The organism is Cupriavidus sp. JZ107 (assembly GCF_053903255.1).
In genome coordinates, this window is record NZ_CP096481.1 from 2,759,429 (window position 1) to 2,780,283 (window position 20,855).

A 20,855-nucleotide genomic window follows, 5' to 3' on the forward strand; every position below is an offset into this window, starting at 1 on the left:
ACGGCACGCAGGCTGGTGCAGGGCCGGCAGGGTCGGCGGGCTTGGCCGGCGTGGCGGATTGGGGAAGGGCTTGCATCGCGGCGATTATCGCATCGGCCCGAGCGGCCATTGCCGGCGCCGGCTCGATGCGCGCCGTTCCCTGCGCGGATCCGCCCTGTCGGCACGCGATGCGGCCGCTACAATACCCGGATGGAACCCAAGGCCCCTCCTCACGCCGCCGGCACCGGCCCAGCCGATACGCCGTCCGATGTCGCGCTGCCCGCCGGCGAGGCGGCCATCGCGGTGGCGACCCAGGCGGCCGTCGGCCTGCCCAGGCCCGGCCCGCGCGAACTGACGCTGGTGCTGGGCGGCGCCCGTAGCGGCAAGAGCCACTACGCCGAGCAGCTGGCGACCGATCATGCGGTGGCGACCGGCGGGCCGGTGACCTATATCGCCACCGCGCGCGAGGATCCCGACGGCACCGACGAGGAGATGCAGCTGCGCATCGCGCTGCATCGCGCGCGGCGCCCCGCCGACTGGAACCTGGTCGAGGAGCCGCTGCACCTGGCCGACGCGCTGTACGCGCATGCGCGCCGCGACGGCTGCATCCTGGTCGACTGCATGACGGTCTGGCTCAACAACCTGATCTTTCTCGACAAGCGTCCGTATCCCGAGCACGGCGTCATCACGCCGCCGCCGGCCTTCACCGAGGAAATGGACGCGCTGCTCGCCGCGCTGCCGACGCTGCCGGGCCACGTGATCCTGGTCTCCAACGAGATTGGCTTCGGCGTGGTGCCGATGGGCGCGATCACGCGCTTCTACGTCGACGAGCTCGGCCGCCTGAACCAGAAGCTGGCCGCCGCGGCGGACCGCGTGCGGCTGCTGGTCGCCGGTCTGCCGGTCGCGATCAAGGGACCGGACCCGGCATGGTGAACTCGCTGTGGCCCGCGGCGCCGCTGGCGCCGGGAGCCGCCATTGCGCTGACGGCCCTCGCCGGGGCGGGACTCGACCGCTGGCTCGGCGAGCCGCGCCGCTGGCATCCGCTGGTTGGCTTCGGCCGGCTCGCCAATGCTGCCGAACGCACGCTGAACCGGCCGGGACCGCGCTGGCGCCAACGCGGCATCGGCCTGGCGGCCTGGTCCGCGCTGGTGCTGGGGCCGGCGGCGCTGGCCGCGCTGCTGATCGCGGCCGCCAGCGAGTTCGCCGGTGCGTGGCTGGGCTGGCTGCTGCATGCGCTGGGCCTGTACGCCGCGCTGGGCGCGCGCAGCCTGTGCCAGCATATCGAACCGATCGCCAGTGCACTGGCCAAGGACGACCTCCCGCAAGCGCGCCAGCTGACCGCCCGCATCGTCTCGCGCGACACCGCGGACGCCGATGCGCCGGCGCTGGCCCGGGCCGCCTGCGAATCGGCGCTCGAGAACGGCAACGACGCGATCTTCGGCGCGCTGTTCTGGTTCCTGATCGGCGGCGCCCCGGCGGCGATCGCCTATCGGCTGGCCAATACGCTCGATGCGATGTGGGGCTACCGGACCGAGCGCCTGTTGCACTTCGGCTGGGCCGCGGCCCGCCTCGACGATCTGCTGAACCTGGTGCCGGCCCGGCTGACCGCGCTGTCCTACGCGCTGCTGGGCTCGACCGGGCGCGCGCTGCGCTGCTGGCGCATGCAGGCGCCGGCCTGGTCCAGCCCGAACGCCGGCCCGGTGATGGCCGCGGGCGCCGGTGCGCTCGGTGTCGCGCTCGGCGGCCCGGCCCGCTACCACGGCCAGTGGGAAGCGCGCCCGCCGCTCGGTGAGGGCGAGCCGCCCGGCGCCGCCGACGTGCTGGCCAGCCTGCGGCTGGTGCGGCGAACGCTATGGTCGTGGCTGGCGCTCTGCGTCGCGTACGGCATCGTCGACCAACTGCTGGCGCTGTCGCGATGAATCACCCGCATCCGCTTCCCCCTCCGATCCGCCACGGCGGCAATCTGCTGGCCGCCGCCCGCCGCTACGGCCGCGACCCGGCCGACTGGCTCGACCTGTCCACCGGCATCAATCCCGACGGCTATCCGGTGCCGCCATTGCCGGCCGATTGCTGGCAACGGCTGCCGCAGGACGACGATGGTCTCGCGGAGATTGCTGCCCGCGCCTACGGTGCGCCGCGCGCGCTGCCGGTCGCCGGCTCGCAGGCCGCGATCCGCACGCTGCCCGCGCTGCTGCCGGCGGGGCGCGTCGGCATCGCCGCGCTCGGCTACAGCGAGTACGCGCCGGCCTTCGCCGCCGCCGGCCATCGCGTGGTGCCGCTGGACGAGGCGGATTTCTCGCGCCCGTCGCTGGCCCATGGCCTCGATCATCTTGTGGTCGTCAATCCGAACAATCCGACCGGACGCATCGTGCCGCGCGAGCGCCTGCTGGGCTGGCATGCCGCGCTGGCGGCGCGCGGCGGCACGCTGCTGGTCGACGAGGCCTTTGCCGACGCCTCGGTTACCGATGAAGGCGGTGCCTCGCTGGCGGCGGACAGCGGCCGCGCCGGCCTGATCGTGCTGCGCTCGCTGGGCAAGTTCTACGGACTGGCCGGCGTGCGCTGCGGCTTCGTGCTGGCGCAGCCGGAACTGCTGCAGGCACTGGCCGAGCGCCTGGGCCATTGGGCCGTGTCGGGCCCGGCCCGCGCGGTGGCGCGGCTGGCGCTGTGCGACACCGATTGGCAGGCCGCCACGCGGGCCCGTCTGCGCCTGGCCAGCGCGCGTCTGGACGGGCTGCTGCGCCGGCATGGCCTGGCGCCGGTCACCCTGCCGCTGTTCGCCTGGGTGCCGCATGCGGACGCCGCACGGCTGCATCAGGCGCTGGCGCATGCGGGCGTCTGGACCCGGCTGTTCGATGCACCGGCGCCGTCCCTGGCGTCGCCGCCTTCCACCGGCCTGCCGAGCCTGCGCTTCGGATTGCCGCCCGACCGGGAGCCCTGCTGGCAGCGGCTTGCCGACGCCCTCGCTACCACTGTTCCGCTCTGACGTTCCGATCCGACATGCCCGTCTTGCCGTTCCCGTTCCGCCGGCGCTGGCCGCTCGCCGCCACGCGCCTCGCCGCCATCGTGTCGCTTGCCGCGGCGCTCGCCGCCGTCCTGCCCGCCGACGCACGCGCCGCGGTCTCCGTCGTCGATGATGCCGGCCAGACCATCACGCTGGCGCAGCCGGCGCGCCGCATCGTGTCGCTGGCCCCGCATGTCACCGAGATGCTGTTCGCGGCGGGCGGGGGCGAGCGCATCGTCGGCACCGTCAACTACAGCGACTATCCGCCCGAGGCGCGCGCGATTCCGCGGGTCGGCGACAACAAGGCGCTCGATCTCGAACGGATCGCCGCGCTCAAGCCCGACCTGATCGTGGTCTGGCGGCATGGCAACGCGCAGAAGCAGACGGAGCGGCTGCGCGCGCTGGGCCTGCCGCTGTTCCACAGCGAGCCGCGGCGGCTGGCGGCGGTGCCCGACAATATCGAGAAGCTCGGCGTGCTGCTCGGCACCGGGCCGACCGCGCATGCCGCGGCCGAGCGGCTGCGCGCGCGCATCGCCGCGCTCGGCAAGGCCCATGCTGCACGGCCGCCGGTGTCGGTGTTCTATCAGGTCTGGCAGCAGCCGCTGATGACGCTCAATGGCCAGCATATGGTCAGCGACATGCTGGCGCTGTGCGGCGGCCGCAATGTATTCGCCGACGAGACGCCGCTGGTGCCGACCATTTCGGTGGAAGCGGTGATCGCCCGCAATCCCGAGGCGATGATCACGGCCAGCATGGGCGCGACGCCGGCGGACCGGCCGCTGGCGGATTTCGCGCAATGGCAGCGCTGGCCGCAGCTGACGGCGGTGGCGCGGGGCAATCTGTTCACGATCGACGGCGACCTGATCAATCGCGCGGGACCGCGTGCGATCGATGCCGCGGAGATCGTGTGCCGGCAGCTGGAGGTCGCACGGAGCCGGCGGCCTGCGCAGTAACACGGCGCGGGCCTGGCCTTCAGTGCGGGGGGCAGTGCGGAGCCCGGTGCGTCGGCCCTCGTTGGCCCTCGTTGGCCCTCAACCCGCCGTGCGGTTCCACCACAACAGACGTCCCGGCCGCGCGGCGCCCCGATCGAGCCGGACGCCGCAGCTCGCGCCCCAGCCGAGTTGCCAGCCCAGCGTGACGGACAGCGGCAGACCGAGCCAATGCGCGGCCAGCATCCGCATCGGGCCGGCGTGGCCGACCACCCACAGGCAGCGCTCGGCGGCGGCGGCAGGCGCCTGCAGCGAGTCAGCCCATTCTGCAACGCGCGCGTACGCGGTGCGCGCCGATTCGCCGCCGTGCGGGCACGCATCCATCAGGTCGGCCGCCCATTGGTCCAGCTCGGCGCGCGGCACCGCGTCCCAGCGCTGGCCCTCCCAGGCACCGAAATCGAGTTCGCGAAGGCGCGGATCGACGTCGATCGCGAGGCCCTCTCGCCCGGCTTGCGCGGCGCAGGCCTGCACGATCCGCTGCGCGGTGACATGGGCGCGCTGCGCGGGACTGCAGACGATCCGCGCGGGAGCCGGCACGCCGTTGGCCGATGCGGCCGCCGACGCGGCGTCGACGATCGCATCGGCCGCCGGCGACATCGGCTCGGCCAGCGGCAGGTCGAGCCGGCCATAGCAAACCCCGTCGTCGACCGCGGGATGCGCGTGCCGGATCAGGACCAGATCCATGCCGCCGCCAGCAGATAGATCAACAGTTCGCCAAGCTGCTGGGCCATGCCGAGACAGTCGCCGGTATAGCCGCCGATGCGGCGCACGAAATAGCGGCCGAGCAACAGCCGCAGCAGCGCCAGCGCGGCGATCGCGGCGACGCCGAAGCCCGGCGCGACCGCCAGCAACGGCAGCGCGCCGCAGGCGAGCACCAGCGCCAGTCCGCGCGGCGACAGCCGTTGCGCGACCGGCTTGGCCTTGCCCTCGGCACGTACGTAGTCCAGCGTCGCCAGATAGCTGACCGCCATCGCGCGGCTGGCGGCATGCGCGGCCACCAGCACCAGCAGCAGTTCGCGCAGCCCGCCGCGCTGGCCCAGCGCCAGCAGCAATTGCCATTTCAGCAGCAGGGCCAGCACCAGCGCGAGCGCACCGAAGGCACCGATGCGCGAATCGTGCATGATGCGCAGCACGTCCTCGCGCCGATAGCCGCCGCCAAACGCATCGACGCAATCGGCCAGGCCGTCCTCATGAAAGGCGCCAGTCAGCAGCAGCGTCGCGCCGATGCCGATCAGCACCGCGACCGCGGGCGGCCACAGCAGCCACGCGGCCAGCGTCGCCAGCGCGCCGACGGCGCCGACCATCAGGCCGACCAGCGGAAACCAGCGCGCGGCGGCATGCAGATAGTGCGGGGCGAAACCGACCCAGGCCGGCACCGGTATGCGCGTGAAGTAGCCGACCGCGGTCAGCAGGTAGCGCAGTTCGTCGCAGGCGCGCTGCAGCAGCGGATGGGTCGGCCGCCGGGGTTGGCCGGCTTGCTGGTCTCGCCGATCCTGCAGCGGCTCGGGCGTGGGCTCGGTCGGCATGTTCGTCATGGTGCGGATGGCGGCAGGTCGACGCGAGTCTATTGCGGCAGCGCGCTGGCCGTGCTGACGCCCGCCGCCCCGAAGGTCGCCATCTCGCGCAGGAAGGCCACCGCCGATGCCACCAGCGGATACGCGAGCGCAGCGCCGCTGCCCTCGCCCAGCCGCAGGTCCAGCGCCAGCAGCGGCCGCGCGCCGAAGTGCTCCAGCAGCGCGCGGTGGCCCTGCTCGTGCGAGCAATGCGAGAACACGCAGTACGACAGCACCTCGGCATCGAGGCGGCTCGCGACCAGCAGCGCCGCCGACGCGATGAAACCGTCGACCAGGATCACCATCCGCTGCGACGCCGCGGCGAGGAACGCGCCCGCCATCATCGCGATCTCGAAGCCGCCCAGCGCGGCCAGCGCATCCAGCGGTTCGACCGCATCGGCATGCCGCGCCAGCGCCCGTTCCAGCAGCGCCAGCTTGCGCGCGAGTCCCGCATCGTCCAGACCGGTGCCGCGCCCGACGCAGGCCGCGATCGGCAACCCCGCCAGCCGGCTGACCAGGCAGGCGGCGGCCGAGGTATTGCCGATGCCCATCTCGCCGAAGCCGATCACATTGGTCCCCTGCCCGGCATGGTGCATCACGCGTGCGATGCCGGCCGCCAACGCGGCCTCGGCCTGCTCCGGCCCCATCGCCGGTTCGTCGAGGAAGTTGCGCGTGCCCGCATCGATGCGGCAGTCCACCAGACCCGGCGCCGCGCCCGGCGGCACGCGAACGCCGGCATCGACGACCTCGAGCGCCATGCCGTGCTGGCGCGCGAACACATTGATGGCCGCGCCGCCGGCGGCGAAATTGCGGACCATCTGCACCGTGACGTCGGCCGGATAGGCGCTGACGCCGGCATCGGCGACGCCATGGTCGGCGGCGAACACGATCATCGCCGGCCGCCGCAACACCGGCTGCGCGGTGCGCTGGATCAGCCCGATCTGCAGGGCCAGCGATTCCAGTCGCCCCAGCGCGCCGAGCGGCTTGGTCTTGTCGTCGATCGCGGCCTGCAGCGTCGGACGCAGCGTTTCGTCCAGCGGGGCGATCGCGGGCAACGTGAACTTCGATGCGGGGTTCGGTCCAGTGTTCATGGCTTACATCTCGATGCCGCGCTGGGCCTTGATGCCCTGCTGGAATGCATGCTTGACCGGCGTCATCTCGGTGACGGTATCGGCCGCGTCGATCAGCGCCTGCGGCGCGCCGCGGCCGGTGATCACCACATGCTGCATCGGCGGACGCGCGCGCAGATCGGCGATCACGGTCTCGACGTCCAGGTAATGCAGCTTCAGCGCGATATTCAGTTCGTCGAGCAGCACCAGGCCGATCGACGGATCGCGCAGCAGCTGGCGCGCGACCTGCCACGCGGCCTCGGCCTTGGCCACGTCGCGCGCACGGTCCTGGGTTTCCCAGGTATAGCCCTCTCCCATCACGTGGAACGCGCATTGTTGGGGAAAGCGCCGCAGGAACATTTCCTCGCCGCTGGGAAACGCGCCCTTGATGAACTGCACCACGCCGGCCTGCATGCCGTGGCCCAGCGCGCGGATCACCATGCCGAAGCCCGAGCTGGACTTGCCCTTGCCGTTGCCAGTGGTGATCACGATCACGCCGCGCTCGTCCTGCGCGGCCGCGATCTTCGCATCGACGACCGCCTTCTTGCGGACCATGCGGGCCTTGTGGCGTTCGTCGCGGCCCTCGGTGTCGTTGGTGTCGTGGGTGTCGTGGGTGTCGGTCGGGTCGGGGTCGTGATGGCTCGTCATTGCGCGGAGCGGTATCGGTGAGAGGTAAGCGGCCCGGCCCTGCCTCATGCCGGGCCATTGGCGATCAACGCCGTATGCGCGCCCTGCGCGACGGCGACGATCGGTGTGCGCAGCGCGCGCGAACAGTGCGCGGGCGTCAGGATCTGGTCCGCCGGGCCGTGCAGGCATTGGCCGTCCTCGGCCATCAGCAGCGCATGCGTGGCATAGCGGCGTGCCAGGTTCAGGTCGTGCAGGATCAGCATCGCGGCATGGCGGCCGGCTTGCGTCAGGCGCGCCAGCGTGTCCAGCACCAGGATCTGATGGCGCAGGTCCAGATGCGCCAGCGGTTCGTCGAGCAGCAGCAGCGGCGCCTGCTGCGCCAGCACCGCGGCCAGCGACACGCGCTGGCGCTCGCCGCCGGACAGCGTCAGCACATCGCGGCCGGCGAGGCCCGCCAGATCGAGGGCTTCCAGCAGATCCGCCACCACCGCGTCGTCGTCGCGGCCGCTCCAGCCCCATCCCGACAGATGCGGATGGCGGCCGACGGCGACCGCGTCGTGCACGGTCATCGAAAAGGTGTCGTGGATGGCCTGCGGCAGATAGGCGCGCTGCCGGGCCAGTACCTCGGGCCGCCGGCGCGCCAGCGTGGCGAGCGGCTCGTCGTCGAGCCGAACGTCGCCCCGCTCGGCTTCGCGCAGCCCGGCCAGCACCGCCATCAGCGTCGATTTGCCGACGCCATTGGGGCCAAGCACGCACCACAGCTCGCCGGGCCGCATGGTCAGATCGAGCGCGTCGAACAGCGTCTTGCCGCCGGCACGCAGGCTCAGGCCGCGCAGCGACAGCCGTGGGCAGGGCACGGTCTGGACGGTCCAGTCGGCAGCGGTCGTCATTGCGGATCCTTCATCGCGGCCGGCGCAGCAGCAGGAACAGGAAGGTCGGCACGCCCAGCAACGCGGTGATCACGCCGACCGGCAATTGCGCCGGCGCGATCGCGGTGCGCGCGATCAGGTCCGCCGCCATCAGCAGCGTGCCGCCCAGCAGCGCTGCCGCCGGCAGCAGCAGGCGCTGGTCGTTGCCCCACGCCAGCCGCACCAGATGCGGCACCACCAGGCCGACGAAGCCGATCGAACCGGCGGTCGTGATCGACGCCGCAATCGCCAGCGACGCGACCAGGTAGGCCGACAGCCGTAGCCGGCCGACGCGCACGCCCAGCGATCGGGCCACGGTCTCGCCGAGCAGCATCACGTTCAGCGCGCGCGCCATCGGCAGCGTCAGCAGCAGCGCCAGCACCAGCGTGCCGAGCGCGAGCCCGTAGCTGGCGGTGCCGCCCAGATCGCCGGTCAGCCAGAACAGCATGCCGCGCAGCCGGGCCTCGGGCGCGATGCTCAGGATCAGCGTGATCACCGCACCCCAGCCGGCGGCCAGGATCACGCCGGTCAGCAGCAGCCGCGATCCGGCTTCATGATGGCCGCCCTGGACCTGCGGATGCAGCAGATCGCGCCGCGCCAGCGTGGCGACCAGCACCATCGACATCAGCGCGCCGCCGGCGGCGCCGGCCTGCACGGTCCACAGCGGCGCCAGCGTCAGCATCGCCAGCAACGCGCCGGTGGCCGCGCCGCCCGACACGCCCAGCACATAGGGCTCGGCCAGCGGATTGCGCAGCAGCACCTGCATCAGCGCGCCGGACAGCGCCAGCAGGCCGCCGCAGGCGAACGCCGCCGCGGCGCGCGGCAGCCGCAGCTCGCGCACGATGGCGACCGCGGTGGGGTCGGCCGCGCCATGCCCGCCCGATGCATCGGCCAGCCCGGCGAGTCCGAACAGCGCGTGCCAGACCTGCGACAGCGACAGGCCGACGCTGCCGACCGCCAGCGACAGCAGGAACACCGCCACCGCGGCAGTGGCCAGCAGCGCGCAGACGGCCAGCGCGCGCCGCATCTCAGCGGCGCCGCGCATCGGTCTGCCTGCCGTCGTACGCGCCGTTGCCGGGGCCGCTGTCCGCATCGATGCCGCCTATCGCTGGCGCCAGCCGAGCGTGATGAAGCCGGCCCGGCCCTGCGTGTTGTAGGGGTAGGCCAGCTGGTAGTCCTTGTCGAACAGATTCTCGACGCGGGCGGCGATGAACCATTGCTTGTCGATGTTGTAGCGCGCGTTGAGGTTGACGATACCGTATCCGCCCAGCGTGCGCGAGCCGCTGTCCCGGCGCGACGACGACACGATCCACTGGCCGCCGAAGCGCCAGTTGCCGACGTCGCGGCCCAGGTCGAGCGCCGCATGCCGGCGCGCGCGGCGCAACAGCTGCGTGCCGGTCTGCTCGTCGACCGGGTTCTGCATCGTGACGCTGGCGGTCACGTCGGTGCCGAGCAGCCGCGCGCGCCACGACGCCTCGACGCCCTCGACCTTGGCGCTGCTGACGTTCTGCGCGAGGAACAGGCCGCTCGGCTGCAGCGCCGACGTGATCAGGTTGTCGTACTGCGTGCGAAAGGCCGTCACGCGCAGCAGGCCCGCGCCCTTGCTGTCGTACTGCGCGCCGATCTCGACCGAACGCGCCCGCTCCGGCTGCAGGTTCGGCTGGCCATAGTTCGGGTAGTACAGCTCGTTGAAGGTCGGCGCGCGGAACGCATTGCTGGCGTTGGCGAGCAGCTTGAACTGCTCGGTCACGTAGTAGCCGTAGCCGGCGAAATAGCTGCCCTTGTCGCCGAAATCCGAATAGTGGTCGTTGCGCAGGTTCAGCTGCAGCTGGTGCTTGCCGATGCGGCCGTCGTAGCCGCCGAACACCGACACTACGTTGCGGCTGGGCGCGGCATACGAGTTCGAGTCGAACTGCTGCTGCAGGTACTCGGTGCCGAACATCAGCTGGTGGCCCTTGGCGAGCGCGTATTCGTTCTGCCAGGTGAACTGGCGCGTGCGGGTCTTGAAGCGGCTGTCGAACACGCCATTCAGCGTGTTGTCGCTGTCGTCCTCGCTCTGCGCGACCTTGAAGCGCGTGGTCCAGTCCGGTGCCAGCTTGCCGTTGACGAAGGCGGACAGCGTATAGAGCTCGCTGTCGCTGCGCCAGTCGTCGGTGGGCCGGCCGAACGTGCTGTCGTAGGACAGCTTGCTCTTGCTGTAGTAGGCCGCGACGCCCGCCTCCCAGTCCGGCGCGAAGCGATGCTTGATCTGGCCGGAGACGCTCTTGTTCTCGTACGGGTTGTCGTTCGGATTGGCGCGCGGCTGCAGGCGCGTGTTCACCGCCGAGAAGCCATCGGTCTTGAAGATCGAGCCGGTCAGGTTGAACGAGGTATCGCCGACCTGGCCGCCGTAGCCGACCGTCGCGCGGCGCGTATTGTCGCTGCCGTATTCGACCTGCGCGTTGGCGGCGGGCGGCTTGCCGGCGCCGCTCCTGGTGAAGATCTGCACCACGCCGCCGATCGCGTCGGAGCCGTACAGCGCCGATACGTTGCCGCGCACGACCTCGATGCGGTCGATCTCGTCGGGCAGGATATTGGCCAGTTGCGCGGTGCCGCTGCTGGCCGAGGCAATGCGCACGCCGTCGATCAGGATCAGCGTCTGGTTGGAATTGGCGCCGCGCATGAACAGCGTGGTGTTGGCGCCCATGCCGCCGGTGGCGGCCAGTTCCACGCCGGCCTGCGTGCGCAGCAGCGAACGCAGGTCGGGCGCCTGGCTGTTCGCGATCTCCTGCCGCGTGATCACGGTGGTATGGGGCAGCGCCTCGTCCAGCGGCTGCGCGGTGCGCGTGGCGCTGATGACGACCGGGGCCAGCGTGGTGTCCGGCGACTGCGAGGACTGCTGCGCCAGCGCGGGCCACGCGCACAGCGTGGCGGCCGACAGCAGTGCGGCCTGCGCGGGGGAGCGGACAGGCGCGCGGACAGCGACGCGGACAATATCGGAGGCGATGGCTTGGGCGCGGGCGCGCGCGGTCGGGCGCGGGGCCGGCAGTGCCGGGCGACGCGACCTCGAAGACGATGAAAGCATGGTGCTCGAGCGGAAGTGATAGCCTGGCCCGTTCCCCCGCGGACCGTCTGGCGGTGAGGCTGCGCGAGCGCGATGGCGGCCGGCATGCCCGCATCCAGGCCGGTATCCGGGCTGGCGATCGGCACCGTCCGCCTTCCCGGAACCATCGGTCCAGTGGCATGTGGGACGGTGAGGCGAGGCCGGCGGGCGTGGAGACGATCGTGCCGATCGGCTCGGGCGCGGCGGCGATCGCAATCGCTTACCGTTGCGGGGGCAGCACAGGTTGGACCGGCATCGCGCGGCGGCGTGGCGGACTCCCTGTTTCCCGTTTAACTGCAATCCGATGGGGACCGGATCGCGAGCACCTGAAAACGCGCGTGAGTGTAGGCAGTTTGACGGCCCCCGTCAAATCGGCGGCGCCTGCGGCTCATTGCGCCGCCGCGTGCCCCTGCGCGGCGCGCATTGCGGCCAATGACCGACGATCGATGCAACTTCGAGGGGAATGCACGGTCACAATCGCTTCCCGCAGTGATGACGCGGATCATGCATCGGCTAGAATCCCGTTACCTGACACCCTGAGACACGACAGGCCCATGCTGACCGAACTCGAACAACTGGCCGCCAAGATCGGCCGCGTGCTGCACCACGCGGATACGCTGGCGGCGGAAAACCAGCGGCTGCGCGAGGAGATCGAACGCCTGCAGGCGGAGGCCGCGCAGCTGCGCAGCGATCGCGAAGCGATGGCTGCCGATCGCGAACTGCTGAACATCAAGATCGAGGAAGCGCAATTGCGCATCCAGTCGATCCTGGACAAGCTGCCCACGGCCACCGATGCGCGCCAGCTGGACCTGCTCGAGGAAGGGGAGCTTCCCGCCGAGCGCATCCAGGGAGAACCGCGCGGCGCCCAGCCTTCCGGAGAACACGCATGAGCGGCAACAAGCAAGTCGAAGTCCATATCGCGGGGCAGCCCTACCGCTTCGCGATCGCCCCCGAGAACGAGGCCGCACTGCTCGAAGCGGTGGCCCTGGTCGACGACCAGATGACGCGGATCAAGTCCGGCGCTTCCACCAAGGGCGTCGAACGGGTCGCGGTGATGGCCGCGATCAGCATCGCCTCGGATCTGCTCGCGCTCAAGCGCAAGCAGCAGGAGGACGGCGCGATCCCCGTGGACGCGGTACGTGCCCGCATCCGCGAACTGAACGAGCGCGCCGACGAGGCGCTGCGCCAGTACGCGCATGTCGGCACCAGCATGGTCGGCGGTATTGCGGCCAATACCGGTGGCCATACCGCTGGCCATACGGCCGGACATACTGTTTCGCCGGCGCAATCGTGACCCCTTGAATTGCATCCAGGGACCCGCATATGGGTCCTTGTGCAAGGGCCTTCACCATGGCGATATACGGCCATACAAGGGATGTGAAGACCGTGCCGCGCCTGCCGCGCAAAATGTAACGACAAGCCAGGACACGCTTGGTATGCGCGAAACCCCGGTGTATAGTGGAGCCACTGCACGGGGTACCAAGGTGCAGAAGCATGGTCGGGTTATCGCGCCCGGCCGCCGTTCTCCTCCCATCCTAGTTAGAAACGGCAAACGTCTGACCTCCCCCGGACTTCGAGTCCGGGTCAAACCGGATAGTCAGACGTTTGACAGTTTCCCTGCCTGGTTCGCGAAGGTCATAACTCCTTGAACCGATATGCATTGCATGGTGCGGGATGATGCCGTGTGGGCGAGCGCGTCACAGTGTTCATAGCGCAGGTCTCGAACCTGGGCTCCCTGAATAGGTGATGTACCCGAAATGCGGCTTCCGCAGCCACACTGAACCTCACTTGGGTTCAGGATGCCGACCCAACGGCCGAGGCGGGGACCCCATGCAAGAGGCGATGGTCTTTGGACCATCGCCTCTTTTTTTGCCCGCGCAGTGGCCTGCGATTTTGCCTGCGATGCCAATGCGGACGATGATGGCGCTTTCACGGTATGCTTGCCGCGTCGCGCCGCCGCTGCCGAGCCCTTGCCGCGTGCTCGCGATGCCGTTCCGACCATCCAAGACGTGCGAGCATGAGTCCCTCCGACAAGAAGGCGGCCACCAAAGCCGCCGACAAACCGGCCGCCGGCGCGTCCCGCGCGCGCCAATACTGGCTGATGAAATCCGAGCCCGACGAGGCGAGCATCGATACGCTGGCCGAGCAGGGGCGTCTGCCCTGGACCGGCGTGCGCAACTACCAGGCGCGCAATTTCATGCGCGACGCGATGCGCATCGGCGACGGCGTGCTGTTCTACCACTCGTCATGCCCGCAGCCCGGCATCGCCGGGCTCGCCGAGGTCTGCTCGACGCCCTACCCCGATCCCACCCAGTTCGACCCCGACAGCAAGTATCACGACCCTGCGTCCAGGCCCGAGCATCCGCGCTGGGAGCTGGTCGACGTCAAGTTCGTCGACAAGTGCGAGCTGATCTCTCTGGCGGCATTGCGCGAGCATCCGGAGCTGGCCGACATGGTCGTGCTGCGCCGTGGCAACCGGCTGTCGATCACGCCGGTCACGCCGCAGGAATGGCAGTTCATCACCACGCGGCTGATGGGACGCCGCTGAACCGCGTGCGATCCACGCGGGCAAGACACGAGCCGCCCGCGCAATAACCATAACGAAAAACATCACGAAGCGATCCACGCATGACTCTCTCCCTGATTCCCGCGCTGCTGCTGCTCGGCGCGTTCACCGGCTTCTGCGCCGGGCTGCTCGGCGTCGGCGGCGGCATGATGATGGTGCCGTTCCTGACCCTGACATTCAGCTGGCTGGCCTTTCCCGAACAGGCGATCGTCCATATGGCGATCGCCACCTCGATGTCCACGATCCTGTTCACCTCGCTGTCGTCGGTGCGCGCCCACCACAAGCAGGGCGCGGTGCGCTGGAAGATCGTATTGGCGCTGGCGCCCGGCATCCTGCTGGGCGGCATGATCGGCGGCGGCAAGGTGTTCGCCGCGCTGAAGACCGGCTGGCTGTCCCTGCTGTTCGCGCTGTTCGTCGGCTTTTCGGCCTCGCAGATGCTGCGCAACCGCAAGCCGTCGCCGAGCCGGCAGCTGCCCGGCTTTCCCGGCATGTTCGGCGCGGGTTCGGCAATCGGCTTTCTGTCCAGCCTGGTCGGCGCGGGCGGCGGCTTCGTCTCGGTGCCGTTCATGACCTGGTGCAACGTACCGATCCACCATGCGGTCGCCACCTCCGCCGCGCTGGGCTTTCCGATCGCCGCGGCCAGCGTGATCGGCTATGTCTGGAGCGGCTACCAGATGACCGGGCTGCCGGCCGGCTCGCTTGGCTACGTCTATCTGCCCGCGCTGGCGGTAATCGCGATCGCCAGCGTATTGACCGCACCGCTGGGCGCCCGCACCGCGCACCGGATGGAGGTCCGCAAGCTCAAGCGGATCTTCGCCGGCATGCTGTTCTGCCTGGCCGCCTACATGCTGTGGAAGGCCTGGCAGGCATTCTGAACGAGCCGGCGGCGGCGCGATGCGGGTGCTGGCTCGGTAAGACGCCGATACAAGCGCCCCGCGGGTCAAGGGAACCCCGCGCTGCCAGTGACCGTCTGATCACCATCACATTGTCATGGAGAACTCGATGAAGCAATTGCTCGCCGCTACCCTGCTCGGTACCACCGCACTGGCCGCCTCCGCACAGGGCGGACCGATGCCGCCGGAAGGCTGGCAGCCCCCCGCGGGCGTGCTGTCGCTGTCGGCGGAGGCCGCGGCCGAGGTACCGACCGACGTGGTGCGCGTGACGCTGGCCGCCGAGCAGGAAGGCGCCGAGCCGTCCGCGATCTCGTCGGCGCTGTCGGCCAAGGCCCAGCAGGTGATCGAGCGCGCCAAGCGCGTATCGGGCATCCAGGCGGAATCGGGCGGCTTCACGATCTATCCGAGCACCGACCGCAATGGCCGCATCAGTACCTGGCGCGGACGCGCCGAGGTCATCCTGCAGTCGCGCGATTTCACCGCGGCCTCGAAGCTCGCCGGCGACCTGGCCAGCCAGATGCAGGTGCAGAACATCAGCTTCTCGCTGTCGCGCGAGGCGCGCCTGGCGGCGGAGAGCAAGCTGACCGAACAGGCCGTCGCCGCGTTCCGCGACAAGGCGCAGACGACGACCCGGCTGTTCGGCTATGGCAGCTATACGATCCGCAGCGTGCAGGTCGGCGAGGCCGGTGCCGTGACGCCGATGCCGCGCATGTACGCCAAGGCCGCGATGGCCGCCGCGGAGGCCGCGCCGGTGCCGATGGAGGGCGGCAAGGCCCAGGTCACCGTGACGGTCAATGGTTCGGTGCAGATGCTCAAGTAAGGCGCCGCCAAGACAGGACACCGCCCCATGGTGTTCTCCCTCTCCCTCTCAGGGGGAGAGGGTTGGGGAGGGAGGTGGTTTCAAGCGGCGCAGGCATGACCAGCGCCGTTGCCCTCTCCCCCAGCCCCTCTCCCGCAGGCGGGAGAGGGGAGCCAACCGAGCGGAACGCGGCTCTAACCGCTGAACCGCTCCCGCAGCAGATTCTTCTGCACCTTGCCCATCGTATTGCGGGGCAATTCATTGACCAGGTGGATCCGCTTGGGCACCTTGAAGTTGGCGATCCGGTGCTTCAGCGTGCCGATCATCGCCTGCTCGTTCAGTTCGGCGCCCGGCTTGCCGACCACCACCGCCACCACCGCTTCGCCGAAGTCCGGATGGGGCACGCCGATCACCGCGCTCTCCTGCACACCGGGCATCTCGTCGAGGAAGCTCTCGATCTCCTTCGGATAGACGTTGTAGCCGCCGGAGATGATCAGGTCCTTGCTGCGGCCGACGATGGTCAGATAGTCGTCCGGCACCTTGCGCTCGCCCGACATGCCGACGATCGCGCCGCCGAAGCGGCCCATGTCGCCGGTCTTGAACCAGCCGTCCGCGGTGAACTCCTCCCGCGTCTTCTCCGGCATGCGCCAGTAGCCCTTGAACACATTGGGCCCCTTGACCTCGACCGCGCCGATGTCGCCGGCCGCGCAAGGATTGCCGTCGCCATCGACCACGCGCACCGACACGCCCGGCAGCGGACGGCCGACGGTGCCGCCGATCCGTTCGCCCTCGCCGGCGTCATAGGGATTCGACACCAGCATCACCGTCTCGCTCATGCCGTAGCGCTCGAGAATCGTATGGCCGGTGCGCTCGCGGAACGCCTCGAAGGTCTCGAGCAGCAGCGGCGCCGAGCCCGACACGAACAGCCGCATGCGGCGGCACGTATCCTCGTCGAAGCGCTGATCCTGCAGCATCCGCACGTAATAGGTCGGCACGCCCATCATCACGGTCGAGCGCGGCAGGAAGCGCAACACCTGCTCCATGTCGAACTTCGGCGCCCAGATCATCTTGGCGCCTGCCAGCAGCGCGCCGTGCGAGGCGACGAACAGCCCGTGCACGTGGAAGATCGGCAGCATGTGCAGCAGCACGTCGTCGCTGCGCCAGCCCCAGGCCTTGTGAAGCGTCTCGGCATTCGACGACAGGTTGCGATGCGTCAGCATCGCGCCCTTGCTGCGTCCCGTGGTGCCGGAGGTATAGAGGATCGCCGCCAGATCGTCGGGCCCGCTTTGCACGGTGTCGAAGCGGTCCGGCTGCGCGGCGGCGCGCGAGAGCAGCGTGCCGCCGCGGTCGTCGTCGAGCGTGAATACATGCCCGGTGCCATGGCGGAACGCCAGCTTCGACACCCAGCCGAAATTGGCGCTGCTGCAGACCACCACCGCGGGCTCGGCATTGCCGATGAAATAGTCGATCTCCGCTTCCTGATACGCCGTGTTCAGCGGCAGATAGATGTAGCCGGCGCGCAGCGTGGCCAGGTACAGGAACAGCGCCTCCGGCGACTTCTCGACCTGCACCGCGACGCGCGAGCCTTCGGGCAGATCGAGCGAGGCGAGCAGATTGGCCAGCTTGGCGGTGGCGCGATCGAGATCGTCCCAGCTGTAGTACAGGCCGTCGTGCGTCTCGATGCAGCAGGCCTCGCGCTTGGCGGGGAAGCGGGATTCGAACAGGGCGAACAGATTGGCGTTCATGCGATCAGCGGATAAAAAGCTTGGGGGGATAAAAAACGGGGAACGGCAGTGGCGGCGCCAGGCGCCCTAGTGCCCTTCAAAACGGGGCGGCCGGCGCGCCAGGAAGGCGGCGACGCCCTCGGCATGGTCGCGGCTGGCCGCGTACGAAAAATGGGCATCGAGCTCGGCGTACGACAGCGGCGCCGGTTGCGGCGACAGCCGCGCGATGGTGGCCTTGTTGATGCGGGCGGCCAGCGGCGCGCCGGCGGCGATGCGGCGCGCGGTGGCCATCGCCTCCGCGGCGACGTCGCCGCGCGGTACCACGCGCGTCAGCAAACCCTTGGCCTGCGCCTCGGCCGCATCGAACACCCGGCCCTCGAGCAGGATCTCCAGCGTCGCCGCGCGGCCCGCCAGCGCCAGCAAGCCCTGCAGCTCGCCCGGCGCCATCGGGAAACCCAGCTTGTTGATCGGCACGCCGAAGCGGCTGTCCGTCGCCGCGATCCGCAGATCGCAATGGCAGGCGATCTCCAGCCCGCCGCCGACGCAGACGCCCTCGATGCAGGCCACGGTCGGATGCAGGCAGCCGGCGATCGCGGCCAGCGCCGGCGCCAGCAGGTCGACGTGGTAGGCCCGCACCGAGGCCGGATCGCCGCGCAGCCGCGGAAACTCGGCGATATCGGCGCCGGCGGCGAAGTTGCCGTCGGCGCCGCGCAGCACCACGCAGCGCAGCGTGCGGTCCGCCGACAGGCCCGCAAAGCCATCGGCCAGCGCGCGCCACATCGCCTCGGAGATCGCGTTGAGCTTGCCCGGATTCGACAGCGTGACCAGCGCGATGTCGCCATCGCGCTCGAAGCTGACCGCGCCGCTCACAGGGCCCTCCGCGGGTCGGGCGTGGCCATCGACGTCGTCGCGCACATCATCGCCATCAATCCATCTTGGCGCCGGACTGCTGCACCACCTGCGCCCAGCGCTTGATCTCGGCGCGCTGGAACTGCGCGAACTGGTCCGGCGTGTACGACGGCGTCTCCGAGCCGTTGTTCAGCCAGATTTGCTTGAGCTCCGGCGTATTCAGGGCCTTGTTGACCTCGGCGTAGAGCTTGTCGCTGATCTCCTTGGGCGTGTTCTTCGGCACCCACAGCGCATACCAGGTCGACACCTCGTAGTTCGGCACGCCCGCCTCGGCCGCGGTCGGCACGTCGGGGAACGCCGGCGAGCGCTTGGGCGCGGCCACCGCCAGCGCGCGGATGCGGCCGCCGCGGATATGCTGGGCCGACGAACCCAGCCCGTCAAACACCATGTCGACCTGGCCGGCGATCAGGTCGGACAGCGCCGGGCCCGCGCCCTTGTACGGGATATGCGTGATGAAGGTCTTGGTCTGGATCTTGAACAGCTCGCCGGCCAGATGGTGCGACGACCCGTTGCCGGCCGAGCCGTAGTTCAGCTTGCCGGGATTCTGGCGCGCGTAGGCGATCAGTTCCTGCAGCGTCCTGGCCTGGACCTTGGTCGGGTTGACCACCACCACCTGCGGCGGCTGCGCGATCACGGTGATCGGCACGAAGTCCTTTTCGATGTCGTAGTCGAGCTTCTTGTAGAACGAGGGCGCGATCACATGGTGCGCGCCGCCGATGAAGATCGTGTAGCCATCGGGCGCGGCCTTCGAGGCGAGGCTGGCGCCGACCGTGCCGCCCGCGCCGCCGCGGTTGTCGATGACGAACTGCTTGCCGAGCTGCTTGGACAATTGCGCCGCCAACGGGCGGGCAAAGGCATCGGTGCCGCCGCCGGCCGGGAACGGCACGACGATCGTGACCGGCCTGGACGGCCACGGTTCCTGCGCCGCCGCCGGGGCGAGCGCGATCATCGCGATGCCGCCGGCCACTGCCAACATCGTTGCCGTCCGCTTGAACTGACTACGTTCCATGGTGTGTCTCCTCGCTTTGTCTTATGAAAATGCGATGTGAACTGCTGGTGTCAACCGCGTTGGAACTTCCCGTCGAAAATGCACTGCCGAAACTGGATGATGTGGATGAGGCGGTGATGCGATGCGGCGCGCAATGCGAGCCGGCACGTCGATGCCCGCCGGCTCCCTCCGCTCAGGAACGCGCCAGCAGCTTGGCGACAGACCGGCTGATGCGCGGATTGCCCTCGCCGAGCTTGGCCAGATTGTCGTCGAGCGCCTCCGGCACGTACAGGTAATTGACCATCATGCCGCACGACTGCGCGCGCCCCTTGCTCGACAGGTCCGCACCCCAGTTCAGCCGCTCGACGCAGGCGCCATTGCCGAGGTGAAAACGCGCCACCGGGTCGGCTGGCAGCGCACCGTTGCGCGCGTGCACCAGGAAGTGCGCGGCCAGCGCCAGGCCGCTGTCGCGCACCAGCGCGTCGTCCGAGCCCGCACCCAACGCGGCAAGCCATTCGGCACCGGTGGCCGGTACCGCCGGCGGCGTGGTCTCGCCCGCGGCCGGCGCGCGGGCGCTCCAGCGCTGCATGCACTTGCCGCCCAGCACCTTGGCGACGGTATCGCCGTCCTGCTTGCGCAGCCAGTCGGCGAAACCCGGTATCGGCGACAGCGTGGCGTACTGCTTGACCTTGGGAAAATCGCGCTGCAATTCCTCGATGACGCGCTTGAGCAGGAAATTGCCGAAGCTGACGCCGCGCAGGCCCGGCTGTGTATTCGAAATCGAATAGAAGATCGCCCATTTGACGCGGCGCAGGTCTTCCTGCGGCGCCGCTTCGTCGAGCAGGCTTTGCACGTTGGCCGCCATCTCCGGCACGAAGGCGACTTCGACGAAGATCAGCGGCTCGCGCGGAATGCGCGGATGGAAGAACGCGTAGCAGCGGCGATCCGAATCGAGCCGGTTGCGCAGATCGGCCCAGGAGGCGATCTCGTGCACCGCCTCGTAGCGGATCAGCTTTTCCAGCAGCGACGCCGGCGAATCCCAGGTGATCGGCTGCAGCTCGAGCAGGCCGACGTCGAACCAATTCGACAGCAGGCCCTCGAGGTCTTCGTCGAGCGCGCGCAGGCCGGGGATCTTCTTGTACCAGCGCAGCATGTCCGCGCGCAGGTGAATGATGAAATGCAGGCCGCAGACCGACTTCGCGCTCGGGCCGTGCAGCCCGGCCAGCCGCTTGAAGAAGCGGATGCGGGCGCTCGACAGCGCATGGCTCAGGCCCGAGCCGTTGCGCCCGGCCTTGCCGCCCTCGGCCGCGGCGGCACCATCGCCGCCGCCCTGCGCGCCGTTGCCGGCGACCTCGGCGAGCAGCGTCAGCATCGCCTGGCGAGTCGGCTCATCAGCGGCCTCGTATTCGTTGCGCCAGGCCTGCGCGGCCGCGTTGGCGGCGCCATCGGTCAGGCGGGCATCGAAGCACAGCCGCAACTCCTCGCGCTGGCGGCGCTGCACGCGCGCGCTCAGCGTGGCGGGCTCGGCGGCGCGGGCCTTGCCGTCGTTGGCCGCGCTCGCATCGGCCGGGGTCCCCTTGCGGTTCCACCAGCGTCCGAAGCGCGCCAGCAGCGTGCCGCCGGCGGCGTCGGGACGGGCGTCTCCCAGGGTTTCGCTGGCACCGAGCGGCGCGCTGACGGTCTTGTCTCCGGTCTCGAAAGAAGTCATCGAACTACCTGTTGGGCAAA

General features: G+C 69.9%; 19 protein-coding genes, 1 pseudogene and 1 riboswitch. Of the genes and pseudogenes, 9 read left to right on the plus strand and 11 right to left on the minus strand.

What is annotated here, in order from left to right; translation table 11 throughout:
• Positions 1-189: 189 nt before the first annotated feature.
• The 4 genes from cobU to M1D55_RS22105 are packed head-to-tail and all read left to right on the plus strand — an operon-like array spanning position 190 to position 3,933.
• Complete coding sequence (gene cobU / locus M1D55_RS22090) at positions 190-912, plus strand: bifunctional adenosylcobinamide kinase/adenosylcobinamide-phosphate guanylyltransferase (RefSeq protein ID WP_456281842.1); 723 nt, start codon at positions 190-192, stop codon at positions 910-912.
• A complete protein-coding gene (gene cbiB / locus M1D55_RS22095; protein WP_456281843.1) occupies positions 906-1,898 on the plus strand; it encodes an adenosylcobinamide-phosphate synthase CbiB in 993 nt (330 codons plus the stop codon). Before cobU ends, cbiB begins: the two co-directional genes overlap by 7 nt.
• Positions 1,895-2,962 (plus strand): threonine-phosphate decarboxylase CobD, encoded by a 1,068-nt coding sequence (cobD, locus tag M1D55_RS22100; RefSeq protein WP_456281844.1) that lies wholly within the window; start codon positions 1,895-1,897, stop codon positions 2,960-2,962. The genes cbiB and cobD overlap by 4 nt, the downstream gene beginning before the upstream one ends.
• A 14-nt stretch (positions 2,963-2,976) precedes the next feature.
• Complete coding sequence (locus M1D55_RS22105) at positions 2,977-3,933, plus strand: cobalamin-binding protein (protein ID WP_456281845.1); 957 nt, start codon at positions 2,977-2,979, stop codon at positions 3,931-3,933.
• A 78-nt stretch (positions 3,934-4,011) separates the two neighbouring features.
• Here the strand turns inward: M1D55_RS22105 and M1D55_RS22110 are convergent, their stop codons facing one another.
• Genes M1D55_RS22110 through M1D55_RS22140 form a run of 7 tightly spaced genes read right to left on the minus strand, consistent with a single transcriptional unit; the run spans position 4,012 to position 11,230 of the window.
• Complete coding sequence (locus M1D55_RS22110; protein ID WP_456281846.1) at positions 4,012-4,653, minus strand: histidine phosphatase family protein; 642 nt, start codon at positions 4,651-4,653, stop codon at positions 4,012-4,014.
• Positions 4,638-5,495, minus strand: coding sequence for an adenosylcobinamide-GDP ribazoletransferase (locus M1D55_RS22115; protein ID WP_456281847.1), 858 nt, complete (start codon positions 5,493-5,495; stop codon positions 4,638-4,640). Before M1D55_RS22115 ends, M1D55_RS22110 begins: the two co-directional genes overlap by 16 nt.
• A gap of 38 nt (positions 5,496-5,533) precedes the next feature.
• Positions 5,534-6,613, minus strand: a complete 1,080-nt coding sequence (gene cobT, locus M1D55_RS22120; protein WP_456281848.1) for a nicotinate-nucleotide--dimethylbenzimidazole phosphoribosyltransferase — start codon at positions 6,611-6,613, stop codon at positions 5,534-5,536.
• 3 nt (positions 6,614-6,616) lie between these two features.
• Positions 6,617-7,279: a cob(I)yrinic acid a,c-diamide adenosyltransferase gene (cobO, locus tag M1D55_RS22125; protein WP_064572693.1), complete on the minus strand. Its 663-nt coding sequence runs from the start codon at positions 7,277-7,279 to the stop codon at positions 6,617-6,619.
• A 44-nt stretch (positions 7,280-7,323) separates the two neighbouring features.
• Positions 7,324-8,148: an ABC transporter ATP-binding protein gene (locus M1D55_RS22130; RefSeq protein WP_064572691.1), complete on the minus strand. Its 825-nt coding sequence runs from the start codon at positions 8,146-8,148 to the stop codon at positions 7,324-7,326.
• A gap of 10 nt (positions 8,149-8,158) precedes the next feature.
• Positions 8,159-9,211 carry a FecCD family ABC transporter permease gene (locus M1D55_RS22135; protein WP_064572689.1) on the minus strand — a complete coding sequence of 351 codons (1,053 nt, stop codon included), beginning with the start codon at positions 9,209-9,211 and terminating at the stop codon, positions 8,159-8,161.
• Positions 9,212-9,268: 57 nt separating this feature from the next.
• A complete protein-coding gene (locus M1D55_RS22140; RefSeq protein ID WP_456281849.1) occupies positions 9,269-11,230 on the minus strand; it encodes a TonB-dependent receptor domain-containing protein in 1,962 nt (653 codons plus the stop codon).
• Between the two features lie 80 nt (positions 11,231-11,310).
• Positions 11,311-11,579, minus strand: a riboswitch (cobalamin riboswitch).
• Between the two features lie 223 nt (positions 11,580-11,802).
• On the opposite strand from M1D55_RS22140, the gene M1D55_RS22145 reads away from it, so the two are divergent.
• From M1D55_RS22145 to M1D55_RS22165, 5 genes and pseudogenes are all read left to right on the plus strand, one after another.
• Entirely contained in the window at positions 11,803-12,138 is a 336-nt protein-coding gene (locus M1D55_RS22145; protein WP_006577387.1) for a hypothetical protein, read from the plus strand.
• Positions 12,135-12,455: pseudogene (locus M1D55_RS22150) on the plus strand (cell division protein ZapA); the annotation flags it as partial. The gene M1D55_RS22145 and the pseudogene M1D55_RS22150, both read left to right, overlap by 4 nt.
• An 894-nt stretch (positions 12,456-13,349) precedes the next feature.
• A complete protein-coding gene (locus tag M1D55_RS22155) occupies positions 13,350-13,796 on the plus strand; it encodes an EVE domain-containing protein (protein ID WP_043438401.1) in 447 nt (148 codons plus the stop codon).
• Positions 13,797-13,876: 80 nt separating this feature from the next.
• Positions 13,877-14,689 (plus strand): sulfite exporter TauE/SafE family protein, encoded by an 813-nt coding sequence (locus M1D55_RS22160; RefSeq protein ID WP_006577390.1) that lies wholly within the window; start codon positions 13,877-13,879, stop codon positions 14,687-14,689.
• A gap of 127 nt (positions 14,690-14,816) precedes the next feature.
• Complete coding sequence (locus M1D55_RS22165; protein WP_456281850.1) at positions 14,817-15,527, plus strand: SIMPL domain-containing protein; 711 nt, start codon at positions 14,817-14,819, stop codon at positions 15,525-15,527.
• Positions 15,528-15,700: 173 nt separating this feature from the next.
• Here M1D55_RS22165 and M1D55_RS22170 read toward each other — a convergent pair whose 3' ends face one another.
• The 4 genes from M1D55_RS22170 to M1D55_RS22185 form a co-directional block, all read right to left on the minus strand.
• Entirely contained in the window at positions 15,701-17,251 is a 1,551-nt protein-coding gene (locus tag M1D55_RS22170; RefSeq protein ID WP_456281851.1) for a malonate--CoA ligase, read from the minus strand.
• A 66-nt stretch (positions 17,252-17,317) separates the two neighbouring features.
• A complete protein-coding gene (locus M1D55_RS22175) occupies positions 17,318-18,100 on the minus strand; it encodes an enoyl-CoA hydratase/isomerase family protein (RefSeq protein ID WP_064572683.1) in 783 nt (260 codons plus the stop codon).
• A gap of 55 nt (positions 18,101-18,155) precedes the next feature.
• Positions 18,156-19,148 carry a Bug family tripartite tricarboxylate transporter substrate binding protein gene (locus M1D55_RS22180; protein WP_456281852.1) on the minus strand — a complete coding sequence of 331 codons (993 nt, stop codon included), beginning with the start codon at positions 19,146-19,148 and terminating at the stop codon, positions 18,156-18,158.
• A 172-nt stretch (positions 19,149-19,320) separates the two neighbouring features.
• Positions 19,321-20,835: a malonyl-CoA decarboxylase domain-containing protein gene (locus M1D55_RS22185; protein WP_456281853.1), complete on the minus strand. Its 1,515-nt coding sequence runs from the start codon at positions 20,833-20,835 to the stop codon at positions 19,321-19,323.
• Positions 20,836-20,855 lie beyond the last annotated feature (20 nt).

Excerpts from the sequence above, each read along its gene's own strand:
- cobU (WP_456281842.1), top strand. The coding sequence starts at position 190 with ATGGAACCCAAGGCCCCTCCTCACGCCGCCGGCACCGGCCCAGCCGAT.
- cbiB (WP_456281843.1), top strand. The coding sequence starts at position 906 with ATGGTGAACTCGCTGTGGCCCGCGGCGCCGCTGGCGCCGGGAGCCGCC.
- cobD (WP_456281844.1), top strand. The coding sequence starts at position 1,895 with ATGAATCACCCGCATCCGCTTCCCCCTCCGATCCGCCACGGCGGCAAT.
- M1D55_RS22105 (WP_456281845.1), top strand. The coding sequence starts at position 2,977 with ATGCCCGTCTTGCCGTTCCCGTTCCGCCGGCGCTGGCCGCTCGCCGCC.
- M1D55_RS22110 (WP_456281846.1), bottom strand. The coding sequence starts at position 4,653 with ATGGATCTGGTCCTGATCCGGCACGCGCATCCCGCGGTCGACGACGGG.
- M1D55_RS22115 (WP_456281847.1), bottom strand. The coding sequence starts at position 5,495 with ATGCCGACCGAGCCCACGCCCGAGCCGCTGCAGGATCGGCGAGACCAG.
- cobT (WP_456281848.1), bottom strand. The coding sequence starts at position 6,613 with ATGAACACTGGACCGAACCCCGCATCGAAGTTCACGTTGCCCGCGATC.
- cobO (WP_064572693.1), bottom strand. The coding sequence starts at position 7,279 with ATGACGAGCCATCACGACCCCGACCCGACCGACACCCACGACACCCAC.
- M1D55_RS22130 (WP_064572691.1), bottom strand. The coding sequence starts at position 8,148 with ATGACGACCGCTGCCGACTGGACCGTCCAGACCGTGCCCTGCCCACGG.
- M1D55_RS22135 (WP_064572689.1), bottom strand. The coding sequence starts at position 9,211 with ATGCGCGGCGCCGCTGAGATGCGGCGCGCGCTGGCCGTCTGCGCGCTG.
- M1D55_RS22140 (WP_456281849.1), bottom strand. The coding sequence starts at position 11,230 with ATGCTTTCATCGTCTTCGAGGTCGCGTCGCCCGGCACTGCCGGCCCCG.
- M1D55_RS22145 (WP_006577387.1), top strand. The coding sequence starts at position 11,803 with ATGCTGACCGAACTCGAACAACTGGCCGCCAAGATCGGCCGCGTGCTG.
- M1D55_RS22155 (WP_043438401.1), top strand. The coding sequence starts at position 13,350 with ATGAAATCCGAGCCCGACGAGGCGAGCATCGATACGCTGGCCGAGCAG.
- M1D55_RS22160 (WP_006577390.1), top strand. The coding sequence starts at position 13,877 with ATGACTCTCTCCCTGATTCCCGCGCTGCTGCTGCTCGGCGCGTTCACC.
- M1D55_RS22165 (WP_456281850.1), top strand. The coding sequence starts at position 14,817 with ATGAAGCAATTGCTCGCCGCTACCCTGCTCGGTACCACCGCACTGGCC.
- M1D55_RS22170 (WP_456281851.1), bottom strand. The coding sequence starts at position 17,251 with ATGAACGCCAATCTGTTCGCCCTGTTCGAATCCCGCTTCCCCGCCAAG.
- M1D55_RS22180 (WP_456281852.1), bottom strand. The coding sequence starts at position 19,148 with ATGGAACGTAGTCAGTTCAAGCGGACGGCAACGATGTTGGCAGTGGCC.
- M1D55_RS22185 (WP_456281853.1), bottom strand. The coding sequence starts at position 20,835 with ATGACTTCTTTCGAGACCGGAGACAAGACCGTCAGCGCGCCGCTCGGT.